The sequence below is a fragment of the Gordonia sp. NPDC003504 genome (genome assembly GCF_053587995.1).
This window is the reverse complement of record NZ_JBSFPC010000002.1, coordinates 63405-86819: the sequence shown is the minus strand read 5'-3', so window position 1 is coordinate 86819 and position 23415 is coordinate 63405. Positions and strand designations below refer to the sequence as shown.

Sequence of the window (23415 nt, the reverse complement as noted above, 5' to 3'; positions counted from 1 at the left end):
CCGATCGCGTAACGATCTCTCTGACCGACACCCACCAGACCGACGACTCAAAGGAGAGTCCCGTGACCAGTGCCGAGAAGCCCGAAGTCGAATTCCCCGAGGGTGAGGCCCCGGCCGAACTCGAGGTCGTCGATCTGATCGTCGGAGACGGTGCGCAGGCGGGGCGCGGCGACGTCGTCGACGTGCACTACGTGGGTGTCGATTTCGAGTCCGGTGAGGAGTTCGACTCGTCGTGGGATCGTGGGCAGTCGGCGCGATTCCCGCTCGAACGGCTCATTCCGGGCTGGCAGGAAGGGATTCCGGGGATGGCGGTCGGCGGTCGTCGTCGCCTGACGGTGCCCCCGAACCTCGCCTACGGACCGGCCGGGGCGGGCCACCGGTTGTCGGGGCGCACCCTGGTGTTCGTCATCGACCTGCTGGGCGTGGGATAGATCGCGACGCACACGCGGAATCGCGGCGGGTCGGAGACGGCCACGTCGGCGATTCTGTGGCTTCGACGAGATCTCCGTCTGAACGACCTTCCCCCGCTCGGCGCCGCCTTCGACGGTGCCGAGCGGGTTCTCGTCTGTTTCGTCCTCGATCCGCGGCTGGAAAGCTCGTCCGGGCAACGGCGATTGGCGTTCCTCTACGACTCGCTCCGCGAGATCGATGACAAACTCGACGGCCGGCTGTTGGTGGTGCGTGGACGGCCCGACGAGCAGATCCCCCGGCTGGCCGACGCGATCGGTGCCTCGTCTGTACATGTGAGCGAGGACTTTTCGCCGTTCGGGCGGCGCCGCGACCGCTCCGTCGAGACGGCCCTCGGTGGCATCGGCGACGGCGTCTCGTTCGAACCCCTCGGCTCCCCGTACCTGGTGTCACCGGGCCGGGTCACCAAGTCCGACGGGTCTGCCTACAAGGTCTTCACCCCGTTCTTCAAGCAGTGGCGCGATCACGGGTGGCGCAAGCCCGCCGCCACGTCGGTGCAGCACTCCCGGCTCATCGATCCCGCCGACATCACCAAGTCCGGACGAATCCGAATCCCCAAGCCGCCCACCGAGATCGATCTCCCCGCCGGAGAGGATGCGGCGCGAGAACGGTGGCAGGACTTCGTCGACGACGACCTGGCGGGTTACGACTCCGACCGCGACCGACCCGACCTCGACGTGACGAGCCGGATGTCGGCCTACCTCAAGTTCGGCAACATCCATCCCCGGACCCTGGCGGCCGACCTGGACGGCCGCAGTACCGGCGCCCGGGCGTACCTGCGCGAGTTGGCTTTTCGTGACTTCTACGCCGATGTGCTGTTCGGATGGCCGGATTCGGCGTGGCACAACTGGAATCGGCAGTTCGACGACATCGACCTGGACACCGACGCGGATGCGGAGCGTCGATTCGAGGCGTGGACGAAGGGCGAGACCGGCTTCCCGATCGTCGACGCGGGGATGCGTCAGCTGGCGCAGACCGGCTTCATGCACAACCGGGTCCGGATGGTCACCGCGTCGTTTCTGGTGAAAGACCTGCACCTGCCGTGGTGGTGGGGCGCGCGATGGTTCCTCGATCAGCTCCTCGACGGTGACATGGCGTCGAATCAGCATGGCTGGCAGTGGGCCGCGGGCACGGGAACCGATGCGGCCCCGTACTTCCGGGTGTTCAACCCGGAGGCGCAGGCCAAGAAGTTCGATCCCGACGGCCGCTACGTCGCGGCCTGGGTGCCCGAGTTCGGCACCGACGACTACCCCGACCCGATCGTCGACCACAAGGCCGAACGCGAGGAGGCGCTGCGCCGATACGGCGAGATCTGAGCGCTGTCAACGGTGACGTTTCACCGATGCCGCCGGCGGCGCGAGGCGGTCTCCGCTGACCAGCGCCCCGGCGTGCTTCACCCTGCGCAGCAGCGGTACCAGTTCATATCCGGTGATGCCGTCGATGTCCGAAAGTGTCTCGGTGACAAAGGAATAGAGATCGTCGGCACCTGATCCGATGATGTTGGCGGTCAGGTTCGCCCGTCCGGTGACCGCTGCCGCGAAGGGGATGCGGGGATTGTTGCCCAGGGTCTTGCCGACGGCGGCCAGATCGCGGGGCGCCACGGTCAGCCACAGCGCGGTACTGCGTAGCCCGATGGCCGCCGTCGCCAGATCCACGTGGAAGTAGGCGACGCCCGTCGCGATGAGGTGCTCGACGCGGCGGGTCACCTTTCCGTGGGTGCTGCCGATCGTCCGGGCCAACGAGGGAATACGGCGTCCGGCCGTCGCGGCTGAGTTCGTCGATCAGGACGCGATCGGTGCGATCCGGTATCCGCGGTGACGCGGCCGAACCATCGGATCGGATCGACGTCGTCAGCAAGGCCTCGCTCTGCTCCGCGGTGAGGACGTCGCTCCACGTGTCCTGATGCTCACCCGCGCCGCCGATGAAGGTGTGCAGGATCTCGGCCGACATCACATCGAGCACCGGTGCGGTCTGGGGCAGTGTTCGGGTCAGCAGTTCGTGGGCGTGCGCGTCGGGGTCGGTCCGCAGGTTGAACGCGACCTCCCAGCCGGCGCCGTAGATCGATACCCAGGACACGTCGTCCCGTTCGGCGACGGCATGCGCGATGGTGTCGGCACCCTCGGGGCGGCATCGCACGCGGACCAGCCACATCGGACCGGCATGTCCGCCCAGTGAGGCATTCAGTGTGACGCGCAGCAACCCGTCGCGGCGCATCCGCCGATATCGTCGCGCCACCGTCTGCTCGGCCACCCCGAGGATCTCCCCGAGTTCGCGGAACGAGACACGCGGAGAGATCTGCAGCGAACGAGCGATCTTCGCGTCGAGGTCGTCCAGGGTGGAGGAATTCAGCGCCACGCGAGAGCTCATGATCAACAATCTACATCGCGAACCTCTCGCCGTGACCGCGGGCGAACTCCTGCAGGACACTGAATCCAGCAGGCCCGCATGGCTTTTGACGTCAGGAACGGGCAATCGACGCGAAAGGTGCATTTCATGCAGAGAAAATGGTGGACGCTGGTCGTCGTCTGCGCCGCGACATTCATGTTGCTGCTCGACGTGACCATCGTCGTCGTCGCGCTTCCCGACATCCAACGCGCCCTCGGTGCGAGCTTCAGTCAATTGCAGTGGGTCACCGACGCCTATGCGCTGGCCCTCGCATCGCTGCTGCTCACGTCCGGGTCGATCTCCGACAAGTTCGGCCGACGCCGGATCTTCTCGATCGGGCTGGTGATCTTCACGATGGGTTCGCTGCTGTGCGGCGTGGCGCAGGACCCGACGATGCTGATCGTCTCCCGGGCCCTGCAGGGGATCGGCGGTGCGATGCTGTTCTCCACCTCGCTCGCCCTGCTCGCGGCGACCTTCCACGGTCGGGAGCGCGGCGTCGCGTTCGGCGCGTGGGGGGCGGTCACCGGGGTGTCGACCGCGCTCGGTCCGATCCTCGGCGGTGTCCTCACCACCGGACTCACCTGGCGGGCCATCTTTCTGGTGAACCTGCCGATCGGGATCATCGCGCTGCTGATCACCCTGCGCATGGTCGACGAGTCACGTTCGCCGCATGCGCGTCGCATCGACCGGGCGGGCGTGCTCACCTTCACCGCCGGGCTCGTCGCCCTGATCTACGGCCTCACCGAGGCCGGGCAGCGGTCGTGGACCGATGGCCTCGTCGTCGGCTGCTTCATCGTGGCCGCGCTCCTGCTGGTGGCGTTCGTCGTCGTCGAGATGCGGGTGGCCCAACCTATGTTCGATCTCTCGCTGGTGCGGACCCCCACCTTCACCGGGGGACTCATCGCGGCCTTCACGATGAACGGGTCGCTGTTCGCGATGCTGCTCTACATCGTGCTGTATCTGCAGAATTCGTTGGGCTACTCCGCTTTCCAGACCGGCCTCCGTCTGCTGGTGATGTCGGGGTGCACGATGGTCGTGGCCACCATCGCCGGTCGTGCCTCCGACGCCGTGCCGGTGCGCTGGCTGATCGGTCCGGGATTGCTGATCGTCGGGGTGGGACTGTTCGTGATGGCCGGCCTCGACGCCGACTCCTCGTGGACGCATCTGATCCCCGGCTTGATCGTCGCCGGCATCGGCAGCGGTCTGGTGAATCCGCCGCTGGCCGCGACGGCGGTCGGCGTGGTGGGAGTGCACCAGTCCGGAATGGCCTCCGGTATCAACACGACCTTCCGGCAGATCGGGATCGCCGTCGGTATCGCGGTCTACGGATCGATCTTCAGTACCCGGATCGCCTCGTCCCTGCACGACAACCCCGCGGGCGGTGTTCACGCCGCATATGCCAGTGGCCTCGACCTGCTGTTCCTCGTCAGCGGGGCCGTCGCCGTCGTCGGTGGGGTGTGTGCGCTCATCCTGATCCGGGGCAGGGATTTCGTTCCCCACGGGCCGTCGGCACCCGCCGCCGCGGGTGCCGACGCGGCCGTCACCGGGTCATCGACAGCATCTCCGACCACGTGACCCGGCTGCCGGTGCGCAGGATGGATCGTTGATAGATGCGCGCCGCACCCCAGGTGGCGATCGCGCACGCGGCCACCATCAGCAGCAACGACACGATGATCTGGACGGTGTCGGTGTCGCCGGTGGCGATCCGGATCGGGATCAGCACCGCGGAGAAGGGCGGAATCCAGGTGAGCACACTGATGAAGGTGGAGTCGAGCGCCTGGATGCCGAAGATCCCCGCGTACATCACCGCCAGCGACAGCACCGTGAGCGGCATGATGGTGGAGCCGAGTTCCTCCTGCCGCGACACCAGCGCACCGGCCGCGGCGTACAGCGTGGCGAAGAACAGGAATCCGAGGACGAACCAGATCAGTGTCGCCGCGAACATCCCGATCGCGGTTCCGGCGATGGTCAGCATGCCGGTGGCGATCCCGGCGATGAGCGCGGTGGCCCCGAGGATGACCACCTGACCGAGTGCGACGATCCCGATGCCCAGGATCTTGCCCCACATGAGGTGCAGCGGTTTGACGGTCGCGAGCAGCAACTCGACGATGCGGGAGGTCTTCTCCTCGACGACGCCGACCGCGATCATGTTGCCGCCCAACATGATCGCCATGATGAGCAGCATCGAACCGACCAGTGCCACGACGATGCGTTGCGCGGTGTCGGGTGTCTGGGGTTCGGTGTCGACGGTCTGGATCACCGCGCGTGGCAGATCCGCGGCGTCGACGCCGCGCTGCGCCAGTCCGTCGGCGAGGGTGGCCTGCTCGATCGAGGTCCGGAGCACGCTCGAGAGGTCTTCGGACAGACCGGTTTTGCTGATCAGGGTGTAGGAGTTGTCCGGGCCGACGACGACGGCGGCGTCGACATCGCCGGCCGCGACCTGGTCGCGCGCCTGCGCATCGGAATCGAGCGCCACCACCGACATCGGGGTGCCGACGGCCTCGCCGATCTCGGTGACGGTCACCGACAGTGAGCGATCCGCGCCCACCATGCCGATGCGTTCGCTGTCCTCGCCGCCGCCGCTGAACGCCTTCCAGACGATCAGCCCGACGACGATCACGAGCATCAGGGCCACCGTGCTCAGCACGAAGGACTTCGTGCGGGCGCGGGTGGAGATCTCGCGCTGGGCGATCAGCCAGACCGACGTCATGGCGCCGGCACCGGCACCGGCGCCGGCGTCTGCGGACGTGGGCGTGGGACGCGTGGGTGTGGGGGTGTTCATGCCGATACCACCTCTCGGAACATGTCGGTCAATGATGGTGTGGACGTGGCGAATCGGTGCACCGGTCCGGTGCGCAACGCGGCGGCCAGGACGGCCTGGTCGTCGATCGTCGCGGGATCGACGCGCAGCAGCGTGGTCTGTCCGTAGGCCGCCTCGAGCACCCCCGGAATCCCGTCCGCCCAGGGCGTGTCGATACCGGGTCCGGCGACCTCGAGGGTCATCCCGCCCCGTGCGCGCAGATCGTCGACGGTGCCCAGGGCACGCATCTCGCCGCTCGCCACGATGCCGACCCGATCACACAGGCGTTGCACCAGGTCGAGCTGATGGGAGGAGAAGATCACCGGGATGCCCTCGGCTGCTTTCTCTTTCAGGACGTCACTCATCACGTCGACGGCCACCGGGTCGAGACCGGAGAACGGTTCGTCGAGAACCAGGACCGCCGGATCGGCGATGAGCGCGGCGGCGAGCTGTACGCGCTGCTGATTGCCGAGCGACAGGTCGGACACGTTGTCGTCGAATCGTGCGGCCACACCGAGACGTTCGGTCCAACGTCGGGCCGAGTCCGCGGCGTCGGCCGCGGTCAATCCGTGCAGCCGGGCGAGGAATCGGAGCTGCTCGCCGACCTTCATCTTCGGGTACAGGCCGCGTTCCTCGGGCATGTAGCCGATGCGGCGCCGGGTCGCCAGGTCGATCGGACGATCACCGAGTGTGACGGTTCCGGAATCGGCGGCGAGCACACCGAGGATGATGCGCATCGTGGTGGATTTTCCCGCACCGTTGCTGCCGACGAATCCGAAGATCTCGCCGGGCCGGACGGTGAAGGTCATGTCGCGCAACGCGATCACGTCGCCGTAGCGTTTGTGTAGGCCATCGATGATCAATGAGTCGGTCATCGCAGCCCTCCCTCCTGGTTGATGGTGGACGAACCGTGCGTGGACGAATTCGGTGTGGGTGGTTCGGCGGTGGGTGGTTCGGCGTAGTCCTCGGGATCGGGGTCGGCCATCCACCAGGCGGTCAGCATCGACGGCAGGACCGCGGCGGCCAGCATCAGCGAGATCAGCAGTATCGCAACGCCATAGATCGCCTGCGGGTCGACGTTGTCGAGATTGGACAGGCCGATGAGGACGAAGTAGGGGATGAACATCAGGCTGAACAGGACGATGAAGGCGATCGAGCGGGCCGAATTGCGTTGGGCCAGCTGGATCTCGTCGAGTGCGGTGATCGGGGCGTCGCCGATCGACCCGGTGATGATGCGCAGGATGCGCTGACATGCCAGGGTCGTCGCCGCGCCGATGAAGAACGGGATGAGGAACCAGTCCGAGCTGAAGAACGCGATGACGGATCCGACGATCATCACGACCACCGCCGCCGCCTGGGCCGCGACGACCCGGCGATAGCTCTTCCGGTTACGCCAGCGGGGCAGTTGGTGGGCGGTGCGGGCGGCGAAGCGACGGTGCCGCCGGCCGCGCCACGCGTCGTAGCGCCGCCACACCGCGGGTTTCGCCGTTTCGGGAATCGCCGAATTCGGGTCGTACATCGTGCACCTCCGGGGTCGGTGGTAGCTCGTGTTCAGCGGATCGGGTCGGTCGACCGCCGTGCGTAGAGTTCGGCCGACATCGCGCCGAACTCGGTGCGGCTGAACACGGCCTCGACCGGGAGATCGAAGACGTCGCAGATGCGAAACGCCAGGTCGAGGCTGGGGTAGTGGTCGCCGCGTTCGAGTGCGCCGACCGTCTGGACGTTGATGTCGACCAGTTCGGCCAGCTGAGCCCGCGACATCCGCCGCTCGGCGCGGAGCACGCCGATGCGGTTGAAGATCGGGAGCTTGTCACCCCGTCGAACCGGACTCATAGAACCAAGTGTTGGGAAAACCCAACAGAATGTCAACCCTGTATTCCGGATCGTTGCCGAGTCAGCCGCGTCCGAGAATCTCGACGACGTTGCGCGCGGCCTCGCGGCCGGCCCGATTGGCGCCGATCGTCGACGCCGACGGTCCGCATCCGAGCAACTGGATACGAGGATCGGCGGCCACCGTGGTGGCCAGCCGTCCGGTCATGGTGATGCCGCCACCGGGCGCACGCAGTTGCAGGGGTGCGAGGTGGTCCAGGGCGCTGCGGAATCCGGTGTTCCAGAAGATGACGTCGACGTCGAGATGCTCACCGGCCGGCTTGGTGGGTGAGGCAGTGGTGGCCGAGCCGCAGTCCCAGCACACCCCCGTCTCGGTGATCCGGGTGAACATCGGACGCCACGCCAGGATGCCGTCGGCTCGGGCCGCCTCAATCGCCGGGGTCGACGACAACCCGGTCACCGACACCACCGAGGTGGGTGGCAGCCCGGCGCGCACCCGGCGTTCGACGCGGGCGACGGCCTCCCGTCCCTCGTCGGCGGTGAACGGTCCCGGACGATACCGTGGTTCGGTGCGCGAACACCAGAAGGTCTGTGCGCCAGGGGCATTGCGGGCGATCTCGATGAGTAGCTGGATGGCGGAGATCCCGGCGCCGACGACGAGTACGCGTTTCCCGGCGAACTCGTCCGGTCCGGTGTAGTCGTGGGTGTGCAGTTGCCGCCCCGCGAAGTCGGCGATCCCCGGGATGAACGGGATGAACGGCCGATCCCAGGTGCCGGTGGCATTGATCAGCGTCCGCGAATGAACCGCGCGCCCGTCGCCCAGCGTGGACACGAAGCCATCGTCGTCGCGCCCGACGCTTTGGACGTGGACGGGACGCCGAACCCGAAGGTCAAACTTCTCCTCGTAGCGGCCGAAGTACTCCGGTACCGCAGTCGCCGCCGGGTACTCGTCGCAGTCGACGCCGAGCGCCTCGGTCAGACCGTATCCGGGCAGGTCGTGGACGTGATTGGCGCCGGCCAGGGTCAACGTCGGCCACCGGAACTGCCACGCTCCGCCGGGGCCGGGTGCGTGGTCGAGGACCACATATCGCCCCGACAGACCGAAGCGTTCCAGGAAGTACGCGGCGGACAACCCGGCCTGGCCGCCACCGATGATGACAACGTCGACGTCCAGGCTGTTACGGCCGGTATCCGGGGCCAGGTCTGTCACAGGCACGACGTCATTCTGCGCCTGTCGGCATTGTTAGGATGCGGGGCGTGCTGAGAACGCATTCCCGCTGGTACGCGACAGCTGTGATCATGGCAGTTCTCGCCGTCGCCGGATGCGGGCTCTTCGATGATGGCATCGAAGATGTCTCTGATGTGTCGTTGCCGCGGCCACCCGCGGGTTTTGCGCTCACGCCACCGGGAGCAACGCTCACGTTGGGCGAGACGGCTCACGTCGCCACAAAGCAGGTCGCATCAGAACTGTTCAACAAGACCGGACCCACCACGTACTGGGCAATCGTCACGCGCCGTCCGAAGGTGGTGGACCCGTCCTTGGTGAGCTCCGGTGACGATGTCGCCCGCCAGGCCACCAAGATTGTCTGTTTCGTCTACGACGTGACTTTCTTGGGGTCCGGTGACGACGGGCCCGGCGACGGGGTCGTCATTGTTCCGCATCTGTACCCGGTAGGTGACGACGGCGGTCTCGCCAATTCGGCGGTGGTGTCGAACAATGTGTGCGATGTCGCGATCGACGATGAGGCGTCCTCGGATCTCGGCCGGCTCGAGGTCGGGAAAACCTATCCGGATGCGTGCATCGGTTTCATCGGCAAGCCGGGCCACGAGGGCGTCGAACCGACGGGGGTCGCGTTCCGCTACGGCGGCTTTGCCGGTCTCTCGAACAAGCCGGTGTGGTGGCAGTCGTAGCAGGCGGCTGTCGGGTCTCGGTTGGGTAGGCTCTGGGGTCATGATTGCAACCAGTGCAGACGGTGCGGTGACCACCATCGAGCTCGATCGGCCCGACAAGCGCAACGCGCTCAACGACGACCTTCTCGATGCGCTCGCCTCGGCGTTCGAGGCGGCGGTGGACTCCGGAGCCCGCGCCATCGTGCTCACCGGTCGTGGCAGTGTGTTCTCCGCCGGCGCGGACCTCTCGGGCCCGGTCTACGATCCGGGCTTCCTCGATCATCTGGTGGCCACCCTGCAGAAGATCGAATCGACGCCGGTGCCGGTCATCGCCGCGGTCAACGGGCCCGCCCTCGGCGGGGGGCTGCAGCTGGCGATGGCCGCCGACCTTCGGGTGATGGCGCCGGACGCCATCGCCGGGATCCCGGCGGCGAAAATCGGTGTGGCGGTGGACGAGTGGACCATCCGTCGACTGGTGTCGCTGGTCGGTGCCGGGCAGGCGGGCGGGATGCTGATCGGCTGCGATCCGCTCTCAGCCGACCGCGCCCACGCCCTCGGATTCGCCAACCGCATCGGTGATCTCACCGACGCGCAGCACTGGGCGGCGATGATCGCCGAACTCGCGCCACTGACGCTGCAGCACTACAAGCTCGTGCTCAACGGCGACGGTGCGCGTGCGGCCGCACCCGCCGAACGCCACGAGGCGATGCTACGGGCCTGGAACAGTGCCGACATGGCCGAGGGGCGCGCGGCCCGATCCGAGAAGCGCAAGCCGATCTTCACCGGAAAGTAATTCGGACACAGAGGTATTCGGGTTTCCCCACGACCGGGCGCGTGTAACGTGACCGATACCTGAGTGATCGCTGGGAGAAACACGGCCACCCTACGTTGGCGGAATCCATGTCCGATTGGGAGTCCGTCCACCAAGGAGTCAGTGTGTCCCCAGAACCCCACCATCACCACGGCGTCGAGGAGTTCACCGCCGAGATCGGTGAGATCGAGAATGCCGAGCACGGCATCATCGCCACCGGTGCCGCCGCCGCGGCCGCTCGCGAGTCCCTCGAGGACTACACGCTGCGTTTCGCGCCCCGCAGCTACCGCAAGTGGGGTCCGGGCGTGGTCGCGATCTCCGCACTCGGCGGCATCGCCTACCTCGCCGACTTCGCCATCGGCGCCAACATCGGTATCGCCAACGGCACCGGAAATGCGTTGTGGGGCATCCTGTTCTTCGCCGTGGTGATCGTGCTCACCGGCTATCCGCTGGCCTACTACGCCGCGCGCTACAACATCGATCTCGACCTGATCACGCGCGGCAGCGGCTTCGGCTACTACGGTTCGGTCCTGACCAACGTGATCTTCGCGTCGTTCACGTTCATCTTCTTCGCGCTCGAGGGTTCGATCATGGCCCAGGGCCTCAAGCTCGGCCTGCACATCCCGTTGTGGCTGGGCTATCTCGCCTCCTCGGTGCTGATCATCCCGCTGGTCATCTACGGCATGAACACCCTGGCCAAGCTGCAGGTGTGGACCACCCCACTGTGGCTGATCATGATGGTCGCGCCGTTCCTGTACCTGGTGATCAGCCACCCCGAGGCCATCGGGCAGTTCCTGGCCTTCAGCGGTGGTACCGATGCGAACAATCAAGCCGGACACGGTGTCTCGTTCGCCGGCACCATGCTGGCCGCCGGTGTGTGTCTGTCGCTGATCGCGCAGATCGCCGAGCAGATCGACTACCTGCGATTCATGCCGCCGAAGACCCCGGAGAACAAGCGCAAGTGGTGGACCGCGGTGCTGACCGCCGGCCCGGGTTGGGTGTTCTTCGGTGCCATCAAGCAGGTCGTGGGTCTGTTCCTGGCCGTCTACATCATCATGCATTTCGCCGAGCAGGCCGGCGTCGCCAACGAGCCGGTGCATCAGTTCCTGGCGATCTACGACGACTTCATGCCCTACTGGCTGGCACTGACCCTGGCCGTCATCCTGGTGGTCATCAGTCAGGTCAAGATCAACGTGACCAACGCCTACTCCGGCTCGCTGGCCTGGACCAACAGCTTCACCCGTGTCACCAAGACCTACCCGGGCCGCCTGGTCTTCCTGATCTTCAACGTCGCCATCGCGATCGTGCTGATGGAGGCCGACATGTTCAGCTTCCTCAACGAGCTGCTGAACTTCTACGCCAACTGCGGTATCGCCTGGATCGTGGCCGTCGCCTCCGACATCGCCATCAACAAGTACCTGCTGAAGATCTCGCCGAAGGAGCCGGAGTTCCGCCGCGGCATGCTCTACAACATCAACCCGGTCGGTTTCGTGTCGGTCATCGTGGCGGCCGGAGCGTCGATCCTGGTGTACTTCCACGCCTTCGGTGACAGCATCCAGCCGTACTCACCGCTGGTCGCGTTGATCCTCGCGCTGGTGCTCCCGCCGATCCTGGCGGTGGCCACCAAGGGCAAGTACTACCTGCGCCGCACCGACGACGGCATCGACATCCCGATGTATGACGAGCACGGCAACCCGACCGACGAGCGACTCCTGTGCTGCGTCACCGGAATCGAATTCGAGCGTCCCGACATGATCGCATCCGCGGTTCCGGGGCCGAACGGGGAGAAGCAGTACATCTCCTCGCTGGCACTGTCGTGCGACAAGAGCGGCAAACACGTTCTGCCGGCCCAGGATTCGTCGACGATGACCTCCGACATCCCCGTCGACACCGATTCATCGTCGGTGGATGGGTCCACGACGGCGGACAAGAGCGACGCCTGAGGCGTCATGCCGTGCGGCGATGAGTTGCGCGGCGATCGAGACGGCGACCTCGGTGGGCGTGTGCCCGCCGAGGTCGAGTCCGAGTGGGGACCGTAAGCGTCCCAACTGTTCTGCCGTCACACCCGCCTGCCGCAGGCGGGTGGTGCGGTCGGCGACGGTGCGGCGGGAGCCGAGCGCACCGACGAACCCGATGGTCGAACCCAGCGCCACGCGCAGCGTGGGAACGTCGAACTTCGCCTCGTGGGTCATCACGCACACGACGGTGCTCTCATCGACGCCGCCGTCGGCGATCTGAGCCGACAGATACCGGTCCGGCCACTCGATCACCACCTCGTGGGCCGCGGGAAACCGTGCGGCGGTGGCGAAGACGGCGCGCGCGTCGACGACCGTCACGCGGTAGCCGAGATCGGCACCCAACGCACTGAGTGCACGGACGAAATCGTTGGCGCCCACCAGGATCAGCCGCGCCGGCGGAGCGAAGGTCTGCACGAAGGTGCGTGGCCGGGAACCGGCCTGGCCCGGGTCATCGCAGTCGTCGACGCCGATGATGCCGCTGCGCCCGGTGGCCAACAGGTCGTCGACGTCGCGATCCAGGCGCAGCCATGGGCCCTGTCCCGGGCGAGACGCCAGATGCCAACGGGGCGTGGCGGTCAGGGTGGTGGCCCAGGCCAGTGGGGTCCCGGCGTCGGCGGCGGCACGGATCCGGCGCAGGTCGTCGAGGCGATCACCATCGAGTCGTTCGATGAACACCTCGACCTCACCACCGCAGGTCAGGCCGACGGCGATGCCGTCGGGGTCGGCGTATCCGAATCGTTCGACGACCGCACATCCGGTGCTCAGCACGTCCGCCGCCGATTCGATGACCGCGGATTCCACACACCCTCCCGACAGCGATCCGATGACCTCGCCCTCGGCGGTGACGACCATGGCCGTGCCGGCCAGGCGGGGCGCCGAACCGGTGGTCGCCACCACCCGTGCCAGCGCGACCGGCGAGTGCTCGAGGCGCTCGATCAACGGGGTCAGGACATCACGCATCCCCCCAGTGTGGGCGCCTCCGGTGGGACCCGCCAGTCAGCCGCCCAGAACCCGCTCGAGATACGGATTGGCGAACACCCGATGCGGATCGAATCGCTCTCGCACAGCGATGAATTCATCGAATCGCGGATACACCGACCGCAGGTACTCCGCGTCGCGGGTATGCATCTTGCCCCAGTGCGGTCGGCCGCCGTGGGCGACCATGATGGCCTCGACGTCGGCGAAGTACGCCGCGGAGTCGGCGGCGTCGTCGCCGTGATAGCGGTGCACCGCGATGTAGCCGCTCGCCCGACCCGACGCCGTGGACAGCATCAGGTCATCGGCGGCGGCCGCGCGCACCTCGATGGGGAAGCTGACCCGATATCCGGTGCGCTCGATCATCGTCCGCACCTCCCGCAGCGCTTCCGGGACCGCCTCGAGAGGCAGGGCGTACTCCATCTCGCGGAACCGGACGGTGCGTGAGGAGATGAACACCTTGTCGCTCCGGTCGGTGAAGGTGCGCGCCGACAGCACCCGACCGGACACCTGGCTCAGGGTCGGTACCACCGCGGGCACCCGCGCACCCATCGCGCACATCACCCGAAATGCCCCATTGGACAACAGTTCGTCGTCGATGTACCGGCGCACCGACCCGGCGCCGGATCGTTCGACCCGACCGTCGAGTCGGGTGTTGCTCTTGGCCAGCGTGCAGCGGGTGTGCGGAAACCAGTAGAACTCGTGATGATCCTGGGAGGCGACGCGATCGAGGAAACCGTCGATCGCGTCGTCGACATCGAGGGGATATTCCTGCGCGCGGATGGAGAAGGCGGGGACGCACTGCAGGGTGAGTTCGACGACGATGCCCAGCGCGCCCAGGCCGAGGGCGACGGCGCCCAGATCGGGATCGCCGGCATCGACCGTGATCACCTCACCGGTTCCGGAAACCAGTGTGGCGGAGGTGATCTGAGTGCTGATGCCGCCGAAGCGGCCGCCCGTTCCGTGGGTACCGGTGGAGGTCGCCCCGGATATGGTCTGGCGGTCCACGTCGCCGAGGTTGGTCATCGCCAGTCCGCGATCGGCGAGGAGCCCGTGGAGCTCGTGCAGATGTGTTCCGGCCCGCAGGGTCACCCGGCGGGTCTCGGCGTCGACGGCGACGAGCCCACGCATCCCCGACATGTCCAGCTGCATCCCGGGGGCGAGCGCCACCGGCGAGAAACTGTGCCCGGCGCCAACGGCTTTCACCGTCGAACCCTCATCGGCGGCGCGGGCGACGAGGGCGGCGACCTCCTCGACGCCGGTCGGTCGCTGCACCGACGACGGCACGCACTCCACGGTGCCGCCCCAGTTGCGCCAGGTGGCGGGAGCGTGTGCAGACCCGCGCGTATCCGACCTCGTCACAGAAAACACTTCCCTTCTCCGCGGTAGGTGGGGACCACGGCGTCGACGGTGGCGGTGCCCGATGCGTCTCGGGTGATCATCGCGACGCGGGCCGATCGTTCGCAGATCTCGCCGGACTTGGTGTGCCGGAACCAGACCCGATCACCGATGGTCAGCGCCGAGGTGCCTGGCCCGTGCAGCGGGGTCTGCACCTCGCCGGCCGCCTCGGTGCCCACGTACTCCAGCCCGGGGGGCCACACCGGCCGGGGCAGACGATCCGGACCGGGCGGGCCCGACGCGATCCAGCCACCCCCGGCGCACGTCACGAAGCCCGGGGCGGGGACCCGCACGACGTCGAGGCCGAAGGTCATCGCCGGCGCCGGATGAAAATGCCGGTAGGTGTCGAACAGATGCCCGCCGAACACCCCACTGCCGGCGGCGATGTCGGTGATCGACTGATCGCGTGCGGTGGCCTCCAACGATCCGGTGCCGCCGGCATTGATGATCGCCAGGTCGGCGACGTCGCGCAGCGCGGCGACGACCCGGCCACGGCGACGCCGGATCTCGGCCATCGACGCCCGCTGCATCGCCTGGACGATCCGATTGGTGAGGGGTTTGCCGTCGACCGCATTGCCGACACCGGCGACCTGCGCCTCGTACGACATCACCCCGACCAGATCGAAGCCGGGCCGCTCGGCGATGTGACGGCCGAGGGCCAGTGCCTCGTCGAGGTCGTGAACAGGGGAGCGGCGCACCCCGATGTGGATGCGCCGGCCCAGCCGCAGCGAGGCGTCGAGGTCGACGGCCACCCGCACCGACGGCCGGGTGCCGGGTGCGGCGACGGCGTCGATCGCGTCGAGGTGTGACACCGAGTCGACCAGGACGGTGACCCGGGTGGTGGCGACGTCATCGGCGAGAAACTCCGCGAGGGCTCCGCGGCGCAGCGTCGGATATCCCATCAGGACGTCATCGATTCCGGATTCGGTTGCCAGCCACCGTGCTTCGTCGATGTCGTAGGCGAGGACGCCGGCGAATCCGGGGCGACCGACGATGTCGGCGATGACCGACCGGACCCGCAGCGACTTGCTCGCCAACCGGATCGGGACGCCACCGGCGCGGCGCAGCAGATCGGCCACATTGTGTTCGAGGGCCGCGACGTCGATCGCGATCACCGGGCTGTCGAGGCCGGCGGCGTCGACAGCGCCGGAGAAACCCTCCCAGTAGGCGGCCGGATCACGCCGCCACAACCCGGGCTGCTCCGGACCCATCTCAGTCGGCGACGGCATAGGCCATTGTCTGTCGCACCAGGTAGTCCATCAGGGTGCCGACGACGGCATCGTCGGCGGTGCTCAGGTAGATGAGGGTGATCGAGATGAGCGACCCGACCATCACCGGGGCGATCTCACTGGTGGGGTGGGACCAGCGGATTCCCGCCTGCCGCGCGGAATGGGCGAGCCCCTCGGCGGCGACCGCGTACAGGGTTTCGTACATCCGTTTGCCGTCGCGTTGCAGTTCGGGGTGATTGTGCGCGTAGATCCCCAGCGAGATGGTCGCCTGCAGGCGACCAGGGTCGGCCTTGAGCATCGAGTAGAACGCGTCGAGCTGGGCGCGCATGGTGGTTTCCATCAACGCGAGCGTCGACCCGCTGCCGACGTCACCGGTGGACTGGATGATCCGCAACATCTGGCCGATGTCGGTGGGGACCGCGGTCTCCATCACCGCGCACAACAGTGCGGTGCGGGACTCGAAGGCGTAGTGGAAACTCGCCAACGGCATGTCGGCGTGTGCGCAGATCCGGCGGGTCGTCGCACCCTCGACGCCGTGGTCGGCGATCACGCGATAGGCGGCCTCGACGAGCGCTGCGCGCCGCTCGGTCACCGACATCCGTGCCAACGTGGTGTTCGCTTCCTTGCTCGCATGCGTACCGGCGGGATCGTCGGTGAGTGCAGGCCAGAATATTAGCAAGCGGGGGCCTCGGGCGCCTCGGTGTGTCGCCTTCAGGGGACCGCACGAGGAGATGTCCTACGCTGGTTCTCGTGACGACGCCCATCGAATGGATTCCGGCGGACGCGCTCGGACGAGCGGTGAGCTCCGCTGGTGCTCTCGGTGTCCGTGCGGTCGGTGCCGCCGTCGGTGGGCTCGCGTCGGCCGGTTTTGCCTCGGCCCGCGCCATCGGTGCCGATCCGGACAGTATCCGGCCCCTGGTGGTCGCCTCACCCAACTTCAACGGCACCGCCTTCACCAACCTCGAACCGCCGACCGCGGGAGTGGCGCCGGATTGGAGGTCGATGGTCGATATGGCCCGCCGACCGGGTCGCCCCGGAGCCGAGATCCGGGTCGAGCGACCGGTCTTCGCCGACGAACCGCGGACGCTGGCCGCGACCTGGCTCGGACATGCCTCGGTCCTCGTCGAGGTCGACGGCATGCGTGTCCTCACAGATCCGGTGTTCTCCAAGCGGTGCTCGCCGAGCCAGGCGGTCGGACCGGCCCGCATGCACCCGTCTCCGGTCACCGTCGCGGATCTGCCCGCCCTCGACGTTGTCCTGATCAGTCACGACCATTACGACCACCTCGACATGGCCACCGTCGTCGGGATCGCCGCCGCACAGCCCGACGCGGTGTTCGTCGCGCCGCTCGGGGTGGCCGCGCACTTGCACGCCTGGGGCATCTCCCACGACCGTATCCGGCAGGCCGACCTGTGGGGCTCCGTCACCCTGACCGGCCGCACCGGCACCACGGTGCGTTTCGTCTGCGGACCGGCTCGGCATTTCTCCGGCCGCATGTTCACCCGCGACCTCACCCAGTGGGCGAGTTGGGCGATCGTCGGACCCACCCACCGCGTCTTCTTCTCCGGCGACACCGGCTTCACCGAACGGTTCGCCGACCTCGGCGACCGGCTCGGTCCCTTCGATCTCACCCTGATCGCCGTCGGTGCCTACGATCCGTTGTGGCCGGACGTGCACGTCGATCCCGAGGAGGCCGTCGCCATCCACCGGATGGTGTCCGGATCGGCCGGCGCCGACGCGGTGATGTTGCCGATCCACTGGGGAACCTTCTCCCTCGCCCGGCATGCGTGGGCCGACCCGATCGTGCGGCTGCTGCCCGCCGCCGGCCGGAACGCGACGACGGTGATGGTGCCCCAGCCGGGTGGCTCGATCGATCTGACCCACCGCCAGGGCACCGGACTCACCGACCCGCAGTGGTGGGAGCGCTCCGCGTGAAGCCGACGAAAACCGCGCCCGGCGACCGGGCGCACATCGGTGGGCTGTCCGCCGACGAGGTCGCCCAGCGCGTCGCGGCCGGTCAGGTCAACACCATGCCGGACCGATCCGGCCGCAGCGTCGGCGACATCGTCCGCGCCAACGTGTTCACCCGCATCAACGCGATCCTCGGGGTGCTGTTCGCCCTCGTCGCGGCCACCGGCTCGTTCATCAACGGACTGTTCGGGCTGCTCATCGTCGCCAACAGCGGAATCGGCATCATCCAGGAGATCCGCGCCAAACGCACCCTCGACCGTCTCGCCATCGTCGGGCAGACCCACCCGAAGGTGCGCCGCGACGGGGTGGTCGCCGAACTCGTTCCCGGTGAGGTGGTGCTCGACGACATCATCGAGGTCGGCGCGGGTGATCAGATCGTCGTCGACGGTGAGGTGGTCGAATCCCTCGCCCTCGACGTCGACGAATCCCTGCTCACCGGTGAGGCCGACGCGATCGACAAGTCGCCCGGCGACAAGATCCTCTCCGGCAGTTTCGTCGTCTCCGGGTCCGGTGCCTACCGGGCCACCAAGGTGGGCGCCGACGCGTACGCCGCGCAACTCGCCGCGGAGGCGTCGAAGTTCACCTTGGTGTCCTCCGAACTGCGATCCGGCATCGACCAGATCCTCAAGGTGATCACCTGGCTGCTGATCCCGGCCGGCATCCTGACCATCGTCAATCAGGTGTTCATCAGCCAGAATGGTTGGCGGGCCTCGCTTCTCGGCATGGTGGCCGCGCTCGTCCCGATGGTGCCCGAGGGTCTGGTGCTGATGACCTCCATCGCCTTCGCGGTCGGCGTGGTGCGACTGGGCCGACGCCAATGCCTGGTCAACGAACTCCCCGCGATCGAGGGTCTGGCCCGCGTCAACGTGGTCTGCGCGGACAAGACCGGCACCCTCACCGAGAACGGGATGCGGCTGTCGGAGGTGCGGGGACTGCCGGATGACACCGACAACGTCGCCGAGGCGGCTTCGGACACCTCCCGCGCCGAGCAGGTGCTCGCAGCGCTGGCCGCCACCGACCGCAGTCCCAACGCCAGCGTGGCGGCGCTCGCCGAGGCCTACCCCAGCGCACCCGACTGGCAGCTGAGTGCGATCGAACCGTTCACCTCCGCCAAGAAGTGGAGCGGGATGTCGTTCATCGACGCCACCGGCGCCGATCGGGGCAACTGGATTCTCGGTGCCCCCGACGTGCTGCTCGATCCCGACAGTGCCCCGGCCCGGCAGGCCTCCGAGATCGGTGAGTCGGGACTGCGGGTGCTGCTGCTCGGCCACACCGACGTCCCCGTCGACACCACCCCCGCCGACGGCGCGAACGTCCCGGGCACCCTGGTCCCGACGGCGCTGGTGGTCCTCGAACAGCGGGTGCGCGACGACGCCCGCGACACCCTCGACTACTTCGCCTCCCAGCACGTCGACGTCAAGGTCATCTCCGGCGACAATGCCCGTTCGGTGGGAGCCGTTGCCCAGTCCCTCGGCCTCGGATCACCGGACGCCGCCGTCGACGCGCGGACCCTGCCCACCGACATCGACGCGCTGGCCGACGTCGTCGAGAACGGGGTGATCTTCGGGCGGGTGCGCCCCGACCAGAAGCGGGCGATGGTCGCCGCGCTGCAGTCGCGTGACGACACCGTGGCGATGACCGGTGACGGCGTCAACGACGTCCTCGCGCTCAAGGATGCCGACATCGGGGTGGCGATGGGATCGGGTAGCTCGGCGGCCCGGTCAGTGGCACAGATCGTGTTGCTGGACAACAAGTTCGCCACCCTGCCCTACGTGGTGGGTGAGGGTCGCCGGGTGATCGGCAACATCGAGCGGGTCTCCAACCTGTTCCTCACCAAGACGGTGTACGCGGTGCTGCTCGCCTTGTTCGTCGGCGTCGCCGGACTGGCCGGCAAGATCTTCGGCTTCGATTCGCTCAGCTATCCGTTCCAGCCCATCCACGTCACCATCTCGGCGTGGTTCACCATCGGCATTCCCGCGTTCATCCTCTCGCTCGCCCCCAACAACGAGCGGGCCCGCACCGGTTTCGTCAAACGTGTTTTGCGGCAAGCGGTTCCGAACGGCATCATCGTCGGGCTGTGTGCCTTCATCACCTACGTGATCGTCAATCCCGGCGGTAAGGGCGTGACGCTGGGCGGTGACGGCGTCGATCTCCCTCCGGCGCAGACCCAGGCCGCCACCGCGACGTTGATCTGTCTCATCGCGGTCGCGCTCTACGTGCTGGCCGTCGTCGCGCGCCCCTATACCTGGTGGAAGCTGCTGCTGCTCGCGGTGTCGGTGGGCGCCTACGTGATCATCTTCGCCTGGCCGTGGACGCAGACCATGTTCAAACTCGACTCCTCGAACTGGCAGATGAACAGTGTGGCGTTCATCGCCGCGGCGGTCGGCATCGTCTGCGTGGAGATCGTGTCGCGGGTCATGCCCCGAATCATCGTGTCCGATGGCGGCGGACACCATCACGACCTACACTCGGTGGCCGCCGTGCACGACTCGACGATCAAGGAGTGATCTGATGGATCTCAAGGGACTGGTCGACAAGGCCAAGGCCGCACTCAGGGGAAACCCGAGCCTGATCGACAAGGGTGGCGACGCCATTGACAAGGCGACCGGCGGAAAGTACGCATCGCAAGTCGACAAGGCGCAGGACGCCGCCCGCAAGGCCGTCGGCGCCCCGGATGCCCCCAAGCCTGCCGATGCCCCGAAGCCTGCCGATCCGAACACCTCGGGCGAGCAGCCGAAGTAGCCCGCTCACTGCGCCCGCGGATGTCGGCGATAGGCCGACACCGTCGGATCGTCGGCGATCCAGAATCGCCACGCGACATCGGCGGCGCGGCGGACCCCCACACGGGGTCCGCTGTGCAGCCGCGCCGCGGAGACCGGCTGCGCAGGAAACCGCAGCGCGACCGGCTCCGGGCCACCCAGATCGGCACCGAGGTCGGCGGCGGTGATACCCAGTGCGCGGGCCAGATTGCCCGGCCCGCGGGCCAGGGCGGCATCGGCGACGCCACCCCGACGTTCCCGCGCCACGTCGAACCCGGCGATCACCTCTCCCGCGCGCACGAGCACGGCCGACGCCTCCCCGTCAGGGCCGGTCACCACATTCGCGCAGTGATGACCGTGGATGCGGTAGACATACAGCCGTCCGGCCGGCCCATACATGATCTCCGATCGGGGAGTCCGCACGTACGCGTGTGACGCCGGATCCCGTGGTCCCGCATACGCCTCGACCTCGGTGATCCGGACGGTGACACCGTGACCGACCAGCAGCGCATCCAGCAAGGACATCGCGACGACGTCGACCGGCGCCGTGGTGAGGGTGAGGCCCGGGTGCACGTGATCGCCTCGGACTGACTCTCCAGTAGGCTTTCGCACCATGGCCAAAACGAGTGACTCCATCGAGGTCGAGCTGTCACCGGAGGATACCTGGATCGCCGCGTCGGACCTGTCGCGGTTCGACGAGTGGCTGATCCTGCACGACGGCTGGCGCAGCGCCCTGCCTGCCCCGCACGAACTGCGCAAGGGCACCGCGGTGAGCTCCGTCGTCAAGGTCAAGGGCACGCGGGTGCGTTTCGACTGGGTGATCGACCGGTTCGTCGAGGGCAAGGAGGTGCGGCTCAAGGGTTCCGGCAAGGGCGGGGTGAAGTCCACCCTCGACCTCGCGATCGCCTCGACTGCGACGGGGTCGACCATCACCTTCACCGTCGAACTCGGTGGGCTGCCGTTGCTGGGCCCGATAGGCAAGGCCACCGCGATGGCGGTGTCCGGTGATCTGCACAAGTCACTGGACCGATTCCGCGAGGTGTTCGCCTGAGCGTCCCGCTACACTCAGCGGGCGATTTCCACATCCTCAGGGGGATATGACGTATGGGCCGGCACAGTTCGGAATCCGCTGACTCCGATTCGGGTGAGAACTCGACCGGTCCTCGCCGGCGGGTCGATCCGCCTCCCGTCACCGGGCCGACCCCTGCGGCGAAGCCGGGCGACTCGTTCGGCTTCGACCATCGTGAGGTGAAGTCCTCCCATCGGGGCGCATGGCTGTGGGGGCTGGGTGCGCTCGTGGTGATCGCGGCGCTGGTGGCGGGTGTGATCATCTGGCGCACCGTCGGCTCGTCGGAATGCGATGACCGGCAACGTGTCACGGTCGCCGCGGATCCGACGATCGCCGCCTCGCTGCGGGAAGCCGCCGCCACGGTCTCGGCGCAGGGCTGCTACGACTACACCGTCAACGCGGTGTCCGGTGCCGACGCCCCGGGCGTGCTGACCAGTGGCGATCAACGCCCCGACCTGTGGGTGCCGGATTCGCAGACCCAGGCCCGCCGGGTGTCCACGCAGGTGCGCCAGGATCTGAACCTGACTTCCGAGTCGCTGGTGTCCACCCCGACGGTCGTCGTCGGCAAGAAACTCCCGGAACTGACCGGCTGGCAGCAGGTGATGACGCTGCCGGATCTGCGCACCGGCAGCCCGATCGTCACCAGCACGGGTGACGCGCCGATCGTCGGGGCCCTCGCCGAAGTGGATGCCGGCAAGCTGACCCAACCGGAACTGGTCAACGCCATGACCACATTGGCGGTGCAGCAGAACAATTTTCGCACGGTCAACGACAGCGAGGGTATGCGACTGAACCTCGCGAACACCTCCGACGTGCCGGTGGTGACCACCGAACAGCAGTACATTCTGTTCATGCGGACGCATCAGGGGTCGGACCTGAAGTTCGCGATCCCGGCCGACGGCACCGTCCTCCTCGACTACCCGCTGGTCAACACCGCCCCCACCGCGCGCGGTGCCGCGGCCGACGCCGCGGGCAAGGAGTTGGCGTCGGCGATCGCCGGAAACGCCGGGGAACCGTTGGCTCAGGCCGGTTTCCGTGAGCCGGGCGGGCGGGCTGCGCCCGGGGAACACCCGTACGGCACCGGTCAGCCGGTGACTGTGCTGACGCTGCGTGACCCGGCCGCCGTCGACAAGGCGCTGCGGCAATGGCAGGTGCTCGGCGTGCCGATCCGGACACTCGTCGTCCAGGACGTGTCCGGCTCGATGGAGGAATCGGCCGGATCCGGTTCCTCGACGCGAGCCGAGTTGCTCACCGAGGCGTCGCTGACCGGACTCACCCTCTTCCCGAACAACGCCATGATCGGTGGGTGGGCGTTCTCGGTCGACCGTGGACCCGACGGCCAGGACTGGGAACAGCTCGCGGCCATCAAGCGGCTCGACGCCCCCGCCGACAACGGACGCACGCACCGTGACGTGCTCGCCGCCGCGGTGAAGGCGGGTCTGGCGCCGGACAACCTCGGCGGCGGCACCGGCCTGTACGACACCACGCTCGCCGCGTTCAAGCAGGTCCAGGACACCTACGACCCGAACTACTCCAACAGCGTCATCATCATGACCGACGGACAGAACGACGACCGCGACAGCATCAGCCTCGACGACTTGCTCTCGCAGCTCAAGGAGCTCGAGGACCCGGCCCGGCCGGTGCTGATCCTGACCATCGCCATCAGCGACGACGCCGACACCGACGCGCTCAAGCAGATCGCCGACGCCACCGGGGGTACCACCTATGTGGCGACCACCGCGGACGACATCAGGTCGGTCTTCGTCAACGCCATCGCCGCGCGGGTGGAGGCGGCCGGACGGTGAGGCCGGG

The 23415-nt window shown here is 67.6% G+C and carries 22 protein-coding genes and 1 pseudogene; 11 read left to right on the top strand and 12 right to left on the bottom strand.

Annotated features, from left to right (window positions below; genetic code table 11):
• The first annotated feature begins 62 nt into the window (after window positions 1-62).
• Both ACWDPV_RS04550 and ACWDPV_RS04545 read left to right on the top strand, forming a co-directional pair.
• The gene (locus tag ACWDPV_RS04550) at window positions 63-431 is read left to right on the top strand and encodes an FKBP-type peptidyl-prolyl cis-trans isomerase (RefSeq protein WP_348803151.1); all 369 of its coding nucleotides are present in this window, start codon (window positions 63-65) and stop codon (window positions 429-431) included.
• 54 nt (window positions 432-485) lie between these two features.
• Window positions 486-1784: a cryptochrome/photolyase family protein gene (locus tag ACWDPV_RS04545; protein WP_449742420.1), complete on the top strand. Its 1299-nt coding sequence runs from the start codon at window positions 486-488 to the stop codon at window positions 1782-1784.
• A gap of 6 nt (window positions 1785-1790) precedes the next feature.
• Here the strand turns inward: ACWDPV_RS04545 and ACWDPV_RS04540 are convergent, their stop codons facing one another.
• The gene (locus ACWDPV_RS04540; protein WP_449741955.1) at window positions 1791-2174 is read right to left on the bottom strand and encodes an Lrp/AsnC family transcriptional regulator; all 384 of its coding nucleotides are present in this window, start codon (window positions 2172-2174) and stop codon (window positions 1791-1793) included.
• Between the two features lie 544 nt (window positions 2175-2718).
• Window positions 2719-2835: pseudogene (locus ACWDPV_RS04535) on the bottom strand (AsnC family protein); the annotation flags it as partial.
• A gap of 126 nt (window positions 2836-2961) precedes the next feature.
• On the opposite strand from ACWDPV_RS04535, the gene ACWDPV_RS04530 reads away from it, so the two are divergent.
• Window positions 2962-4428: an MFS transporter gene (locus tag ACWDPV_RS04530; RefSeq protein ID WP_348803149.1), complete on the top strand. Its 1467-nt coding sequence runs from the start codon at window positions 2962-2964 to the stop codon at window positions 4426-4428.
• Here the strand turns inward: ACWDPV_RS04530 and ACWDPV_RS04525 are convergent.
• The 5 genes from ACWDPV_RS04525 to ACWDPV_RS04505 all read right to left on the bottom strand — a co-directional run bounded on the left by ACWDPV_RS04525 (window position 4394) and on the right by ACWDPV_RS04505 (window position 8699).
• On the bottom strand, window positions 4394-5635 hold the full coding sequence (locus ACWDPV_RS04525) for an ABC transporter permease (protein WP_449741954.1): 1242 nt from the start codon (window positions 5633-5635) through the stop codon (window positions 4394-4396). The genes ACWDPV_RS04530 and ACWDPV_RS04525 overlap by 35 nt on opposite strands.
• On the bottom strand, window positions 5632-6528 hold the full coding sequence (locus ACWDPV_RS04520) for an ABC transporter ATP-binding protein (protein ID WP_348803147.1): 897 nt from the start codon (window positions 6526-6528) through the stop codon (window positions 5632-5634). Before ACWDPV_RS04520 ends, ACWDPV_RS04525 begins: the two co-directional genes overlap by 4 nt.
• Window positions 6525-7172, bottom strand: a complete 648-nt coding sequence (locus ACWDPV_RS04515; RefSeq protein ID WP_348803145.1) for a hypothetical protein — start codon at window positions 7170-7172, stop codon at window positions 6525-6527. Before ACWDPV_RS04515 ends, ACWDPV_RS04520 begins: the two co-directional genes overlap by 4 nt.
• A 32-nt stretch (window positions 7173-7204) precedes the next feature.
• The gene (locus tag ACWDPV_RS04510; protein ID WP_348803144.1) at window positions 7205-7486 is read right to left on the bottom strand and encodes a helix-turn-helix transcriptional regulator; all 282 of its coding nucleotides are present in this window, start codon (window positions 7484-7486) and stop codon (window positions 7205-7207) included.
• A gap of 61 nt (window positions 7487-7547) precedes the next feature.
• Window positions 7548-8699 carry an NAD(P)-binding domain-containing protein gene (locus tag ACWDPV_RS04505; protein WP_449741953.1) on the bottom strand — a complete coding sequence of 384 codons (1152 nt, stop codon included), beginning with the start codon at window positions 8697-8699 and terminating at the stop codon, window positions 7548-7550.
• An 83-nt stretch (window positions 8700-8782) separates the two neighbouring features.
• On the opposite strand from ACWDPV_RS04505, the gene ACWDPV_RS04500 reads away from it, so the two are divergent.
• The 3 genes from ACWDPV_RS04500 to ACWDPV_RS04490 all read left to right on the top strand — a co-directional run bounded on the left by ACWDPV_RS04500 (window position 8783) and on the right by ACWDPV_RS04490 (window position 12127).
• The gene (locus ACWDPV_RS04500) at window positions 8783-9394 is read left to right on the top strand and encodes a hypothetical protein (protein ID WP_348803142.1); all 612 of its coding nucleotides are present in this window, start codon (window positions 8783-8785) and stop codon (window positions 9392-9394) included.
• A gap of 40 nt (window positions 9395-9434) precedes the next feature.
• Window positions 9435-10166 carry an enoyl-CoA hydratase gene (locus ACWDPV_RS04495; protein WP_348803140.1) on the top strand — a complete coding sequence of 244 codons (732 nt, stop codon included), beginning with the start codon at window positions 9435-9437 and terminating at the stop codon, window positions 10164-10166.
• A 203-nt stretch (window positions 10167-10369) separates the two neighbouring features.
• Complete coding sequence (locus ACWDPV_RS04490; RefSeq protein WP_348803222.1) at window positions 10370-12127, top strand: purine-cytosine permease family protein; 1758 nt, start codon at window positions 10370-10372, stop codon at window positions 12125-12127.
• On the opposite strand, the gene ACWDPV_RS04485 is transcribed toward ACWDPV_RS04490, so the two are convergent.
• The 4 genes from ACWDPV_RS04485 to ACWDPV_RS04470 are packed head-to-tail and all read right to left on the bottom strand — an operon-like array spanning window position 12080 to window position 16402.
• Window positions 12080-13162 (bottom strand): XdhC family protein, encoded by a 1083-nt coding sequence (locus tag ACWDPV_RS04485; protein WP_348803139.1) that lies wholly within the window; start codon window positions 13160-13162, stop codon window positions 12080-12082. The two genes, ACWDPV_RS04490 and ACWDPV_RS04485, sit on opposite strands and share 48 nt — an antisense overlap.
• 36 nt (window positions 13163-13198) lie before the next feature.
• Complete coding sequence (locus tag ACWDPV_RS04480) at window positions 13199-14539, bottom strand: D-arabinono-1,4-lactone oxidase (RefSeq protein WP_449741952.1); 1341 nt, start codon at window positions 14537-14539, stop codon at window positions 13199-13201.
• Window positions 14536-15804 (bottom strand): alanine racemase, encoded by a 1269-nt coding sequence (locus ACWDPV_RS04475; protein WP_449741951.1) that lies wholly within the window; start codon window positions 15802-15804, stop codon window positions 14536-14538. The genes ACWDPV_RS04480 and ACWDPV_RS04475 overlap by 4 nt, the downstream gene beginning before the upstream one ends.
• Window positions 15788-16402: a TetR/AcrR family transcriptional regulator gene (locus ACWDPV_RS04470; RefSeq protein WP_449742419.1), complete on the bottom strand. Its 615-nt coding sequence runs from the start codon at window positions 16400-16402 to the stop codon at window positions 15788-15790. The genes ACWDPV_RS04475 and ACWDPV_RS04470 overlap by 17 nt, the downstream gene beginning before the upstream one ends.
• A gap of 152 nt (window positions 16403-16554) precedes the next feature.
• On the opposite strand from ACWDPV_RS04470, the gene ACWDPV_RS04465 reads away from it, so the two are divergent.
• From ACWDPV_RS04465 to ACWDPV_RS04455, 3 genes are read left to right on the top strand one after another with little or no spacing between them, the layout of a single operon-like run.
• Entirely contained in the window at window positions 16555-17739 is a 1185-nt protein-coding gene (locus tag ACWDPV_RS04465; protein WP_449741950.1) for an MBL fold metallo-hydrolase, read from the top strand.
• On the top strand, window positions 17736-20282 hold the full coding sequence (locus ACWDPV_RS04460) for an HAD-IC family P-type ATPase (RefSeq protein ID WP_449741949.1): 2547 nt from the start codon (window positions 17736-17738) through the stop codon (window positions 20280-20282). Before ACWDPV_RS04465 ends, ACWDPV_RS04460 begins: the two co-directional genes overlap by 4 nt.
• Before the next feature lie 4 nt (window positions 20283-20286).
• Window positions 20287-20517: an antitoxin gene (locus tag ACWDPV_RS04455; RefSeq protein WP_449741948.1), complete on the top strand. Its 231-nt coding sequence runs from the start codon at window positions 20287-20289 to the stop codon at window positions 20515-20517.
• A 5-nt stretch (window positions 20518-20522) separates the two neighbouring features.
• Here the strand turns inward: ACWDPV_RS04455 and ACWDPV_RS04450 are convergent, their stop codons facing one another.
• Complete coding sequence (locus ACWDPV_RS04450; RefSeq protein ID WP_348803133.1) at window positions 20523-21170, bottom strand: DNA-3-methyladenine glycosylase; 648 nt, start codon at window positions 21168-21170, stop codon at window positions 20523-20525.
• Here ACWDPV_RS04450 and ACWDPV_RS04445 point away from each other — a divergent pair.
• Both ACWDPV_RS04445 and ACWDPV_RS04440 read left to right on the top strand, forming a co-directional pair.
• On the top strand, window positions 21148-21585 hold the full coding sequence (locus tag ACWDPV_RS04445; RefSeq protein ID WP_449741947.1) for a type II toxin-antitoxin system Rv0910 family toxin: 438 nt from the start codon (window positions 21148-21150) through the stop codon (window positions 21583-21585). The genes ACWDPV_RS04450 and ACWDPV_RS04445 overlap by 23 nt on opposite strands.
• A gap of 53 nt (window positions 21586-21638) precedes the next feature.
• Entirely contained in the window at window positions 21639-23408 is a 1770-nt protein-coding gene (locus ACWDPV_RS04440; RefSeq protein ID WP_348803129.1) for a VWA domain-containing protein, read from the top strand.
• Window positions 23409-23415: the final 7 nt, after the last annotated feature.

Bases quoted from the DNA above. Each gene is read 5' to 3' on its own strand.
- ACWDPV_RS04485 (WP_348803139.1), bottom strand. From the start codon at position 13,162: ATGCGTGATGTCCTGACCCCGTTGATCGAGCGCCTCGAGCACTCGCCG.
- ACWDPV_RS04450 (WP_348803133.1), bottom strand. From the start codon at position 21,170: ATGGAGTCACTCGTTTTGGCCATGGTGCGAAAGCCTACTGGAGAGTCA.
- ACWDPV_RS04470 (WP_449742419.1), bottom strand. From the start codon at position 16,402: ATGTCGGTGACCGAGCGGCGCGCAGCGCTCGTCGAGGCCGCCTATCGC.
- ACWDPV_RS04520 (WP_348803147.1), bottom strand. From the start codon at position 6,528: ATGACCGACTCATTGATCATCGATGGCCTACACAAACGCTACGGCGAC.
- ACWDPV_RS04525 (WP_449741954.1), bottom strand. From the start codon at position 5,635: ATGAACACCCCCACACCCACGCGTCCCACGCCCACGTCCGCAGACGCC.
- ACWDPV_RS04500 (WP_348803142.1), top strand. From the start codon at position 8,783: ATGGCAGTTCTCGCCGTCGCCGGATGCGGGCTCTTCGATGATGGCATC.
- ACWDPV_RS04530 (WP_348803149.1), top strand. From the start codon at position 2,962: ATGCAGAGAAAATGGTGGACGCTGGTCGTCGTCTGCGCCGCGACATTC.
- ACWDPV_RS04495 (WP_348803140.1), top strand. From the start codon at position 9,435: ATGATTGCAACCAGTGCAGACGGTGCGGTGACCACCATCGAGCTCGAT.
- ACWDPV_RS04510 (WP_348803144.1), bottom strand. From the start codon at position 7,486: ATGAGTCCGGTTCGACGGGGTGACAAGCTCCCGATCTTCAACCGCATC.
- ACWDPV_RS04440 (WP_348803129.1), top strand. From the start codon at position 21,639: ATGGGCCGGCACAGTTCGGAATCCGCTGACTCCGATTCGGGTGAGAAC.
- ACWDPV_RS04515 (WP_348803145.1), bottom strand. From the start codon at position 7,172: ATGTACGACCCGAATTCGGCGATTCCCGAAACGGCGAAACCCGCGGTG.
- ACWDPV_RS04455 (WP_449741948.1), top strand. From the start codon at position 20,287: ATGGATCTCAAGGGACTGGTCGACAAGGCCAAGGCCGCACTCAGGGGA.
- ACWDPV_RS04445 (WP_449741947.1), top strand. From the start codon at position 21,148: ATGGCCAAAACGAGTGACTCCATCGAGGTCGAGCTGTCACCGGAGGAT.
- ACWDPV_RS04475 (WP_449741951.1), bottom strand. From the start codon at position 15,804: ATGCCGTCGCCGACTGAGATGGGTCCGGAGCAGCCCGGGTTGTGGCGG.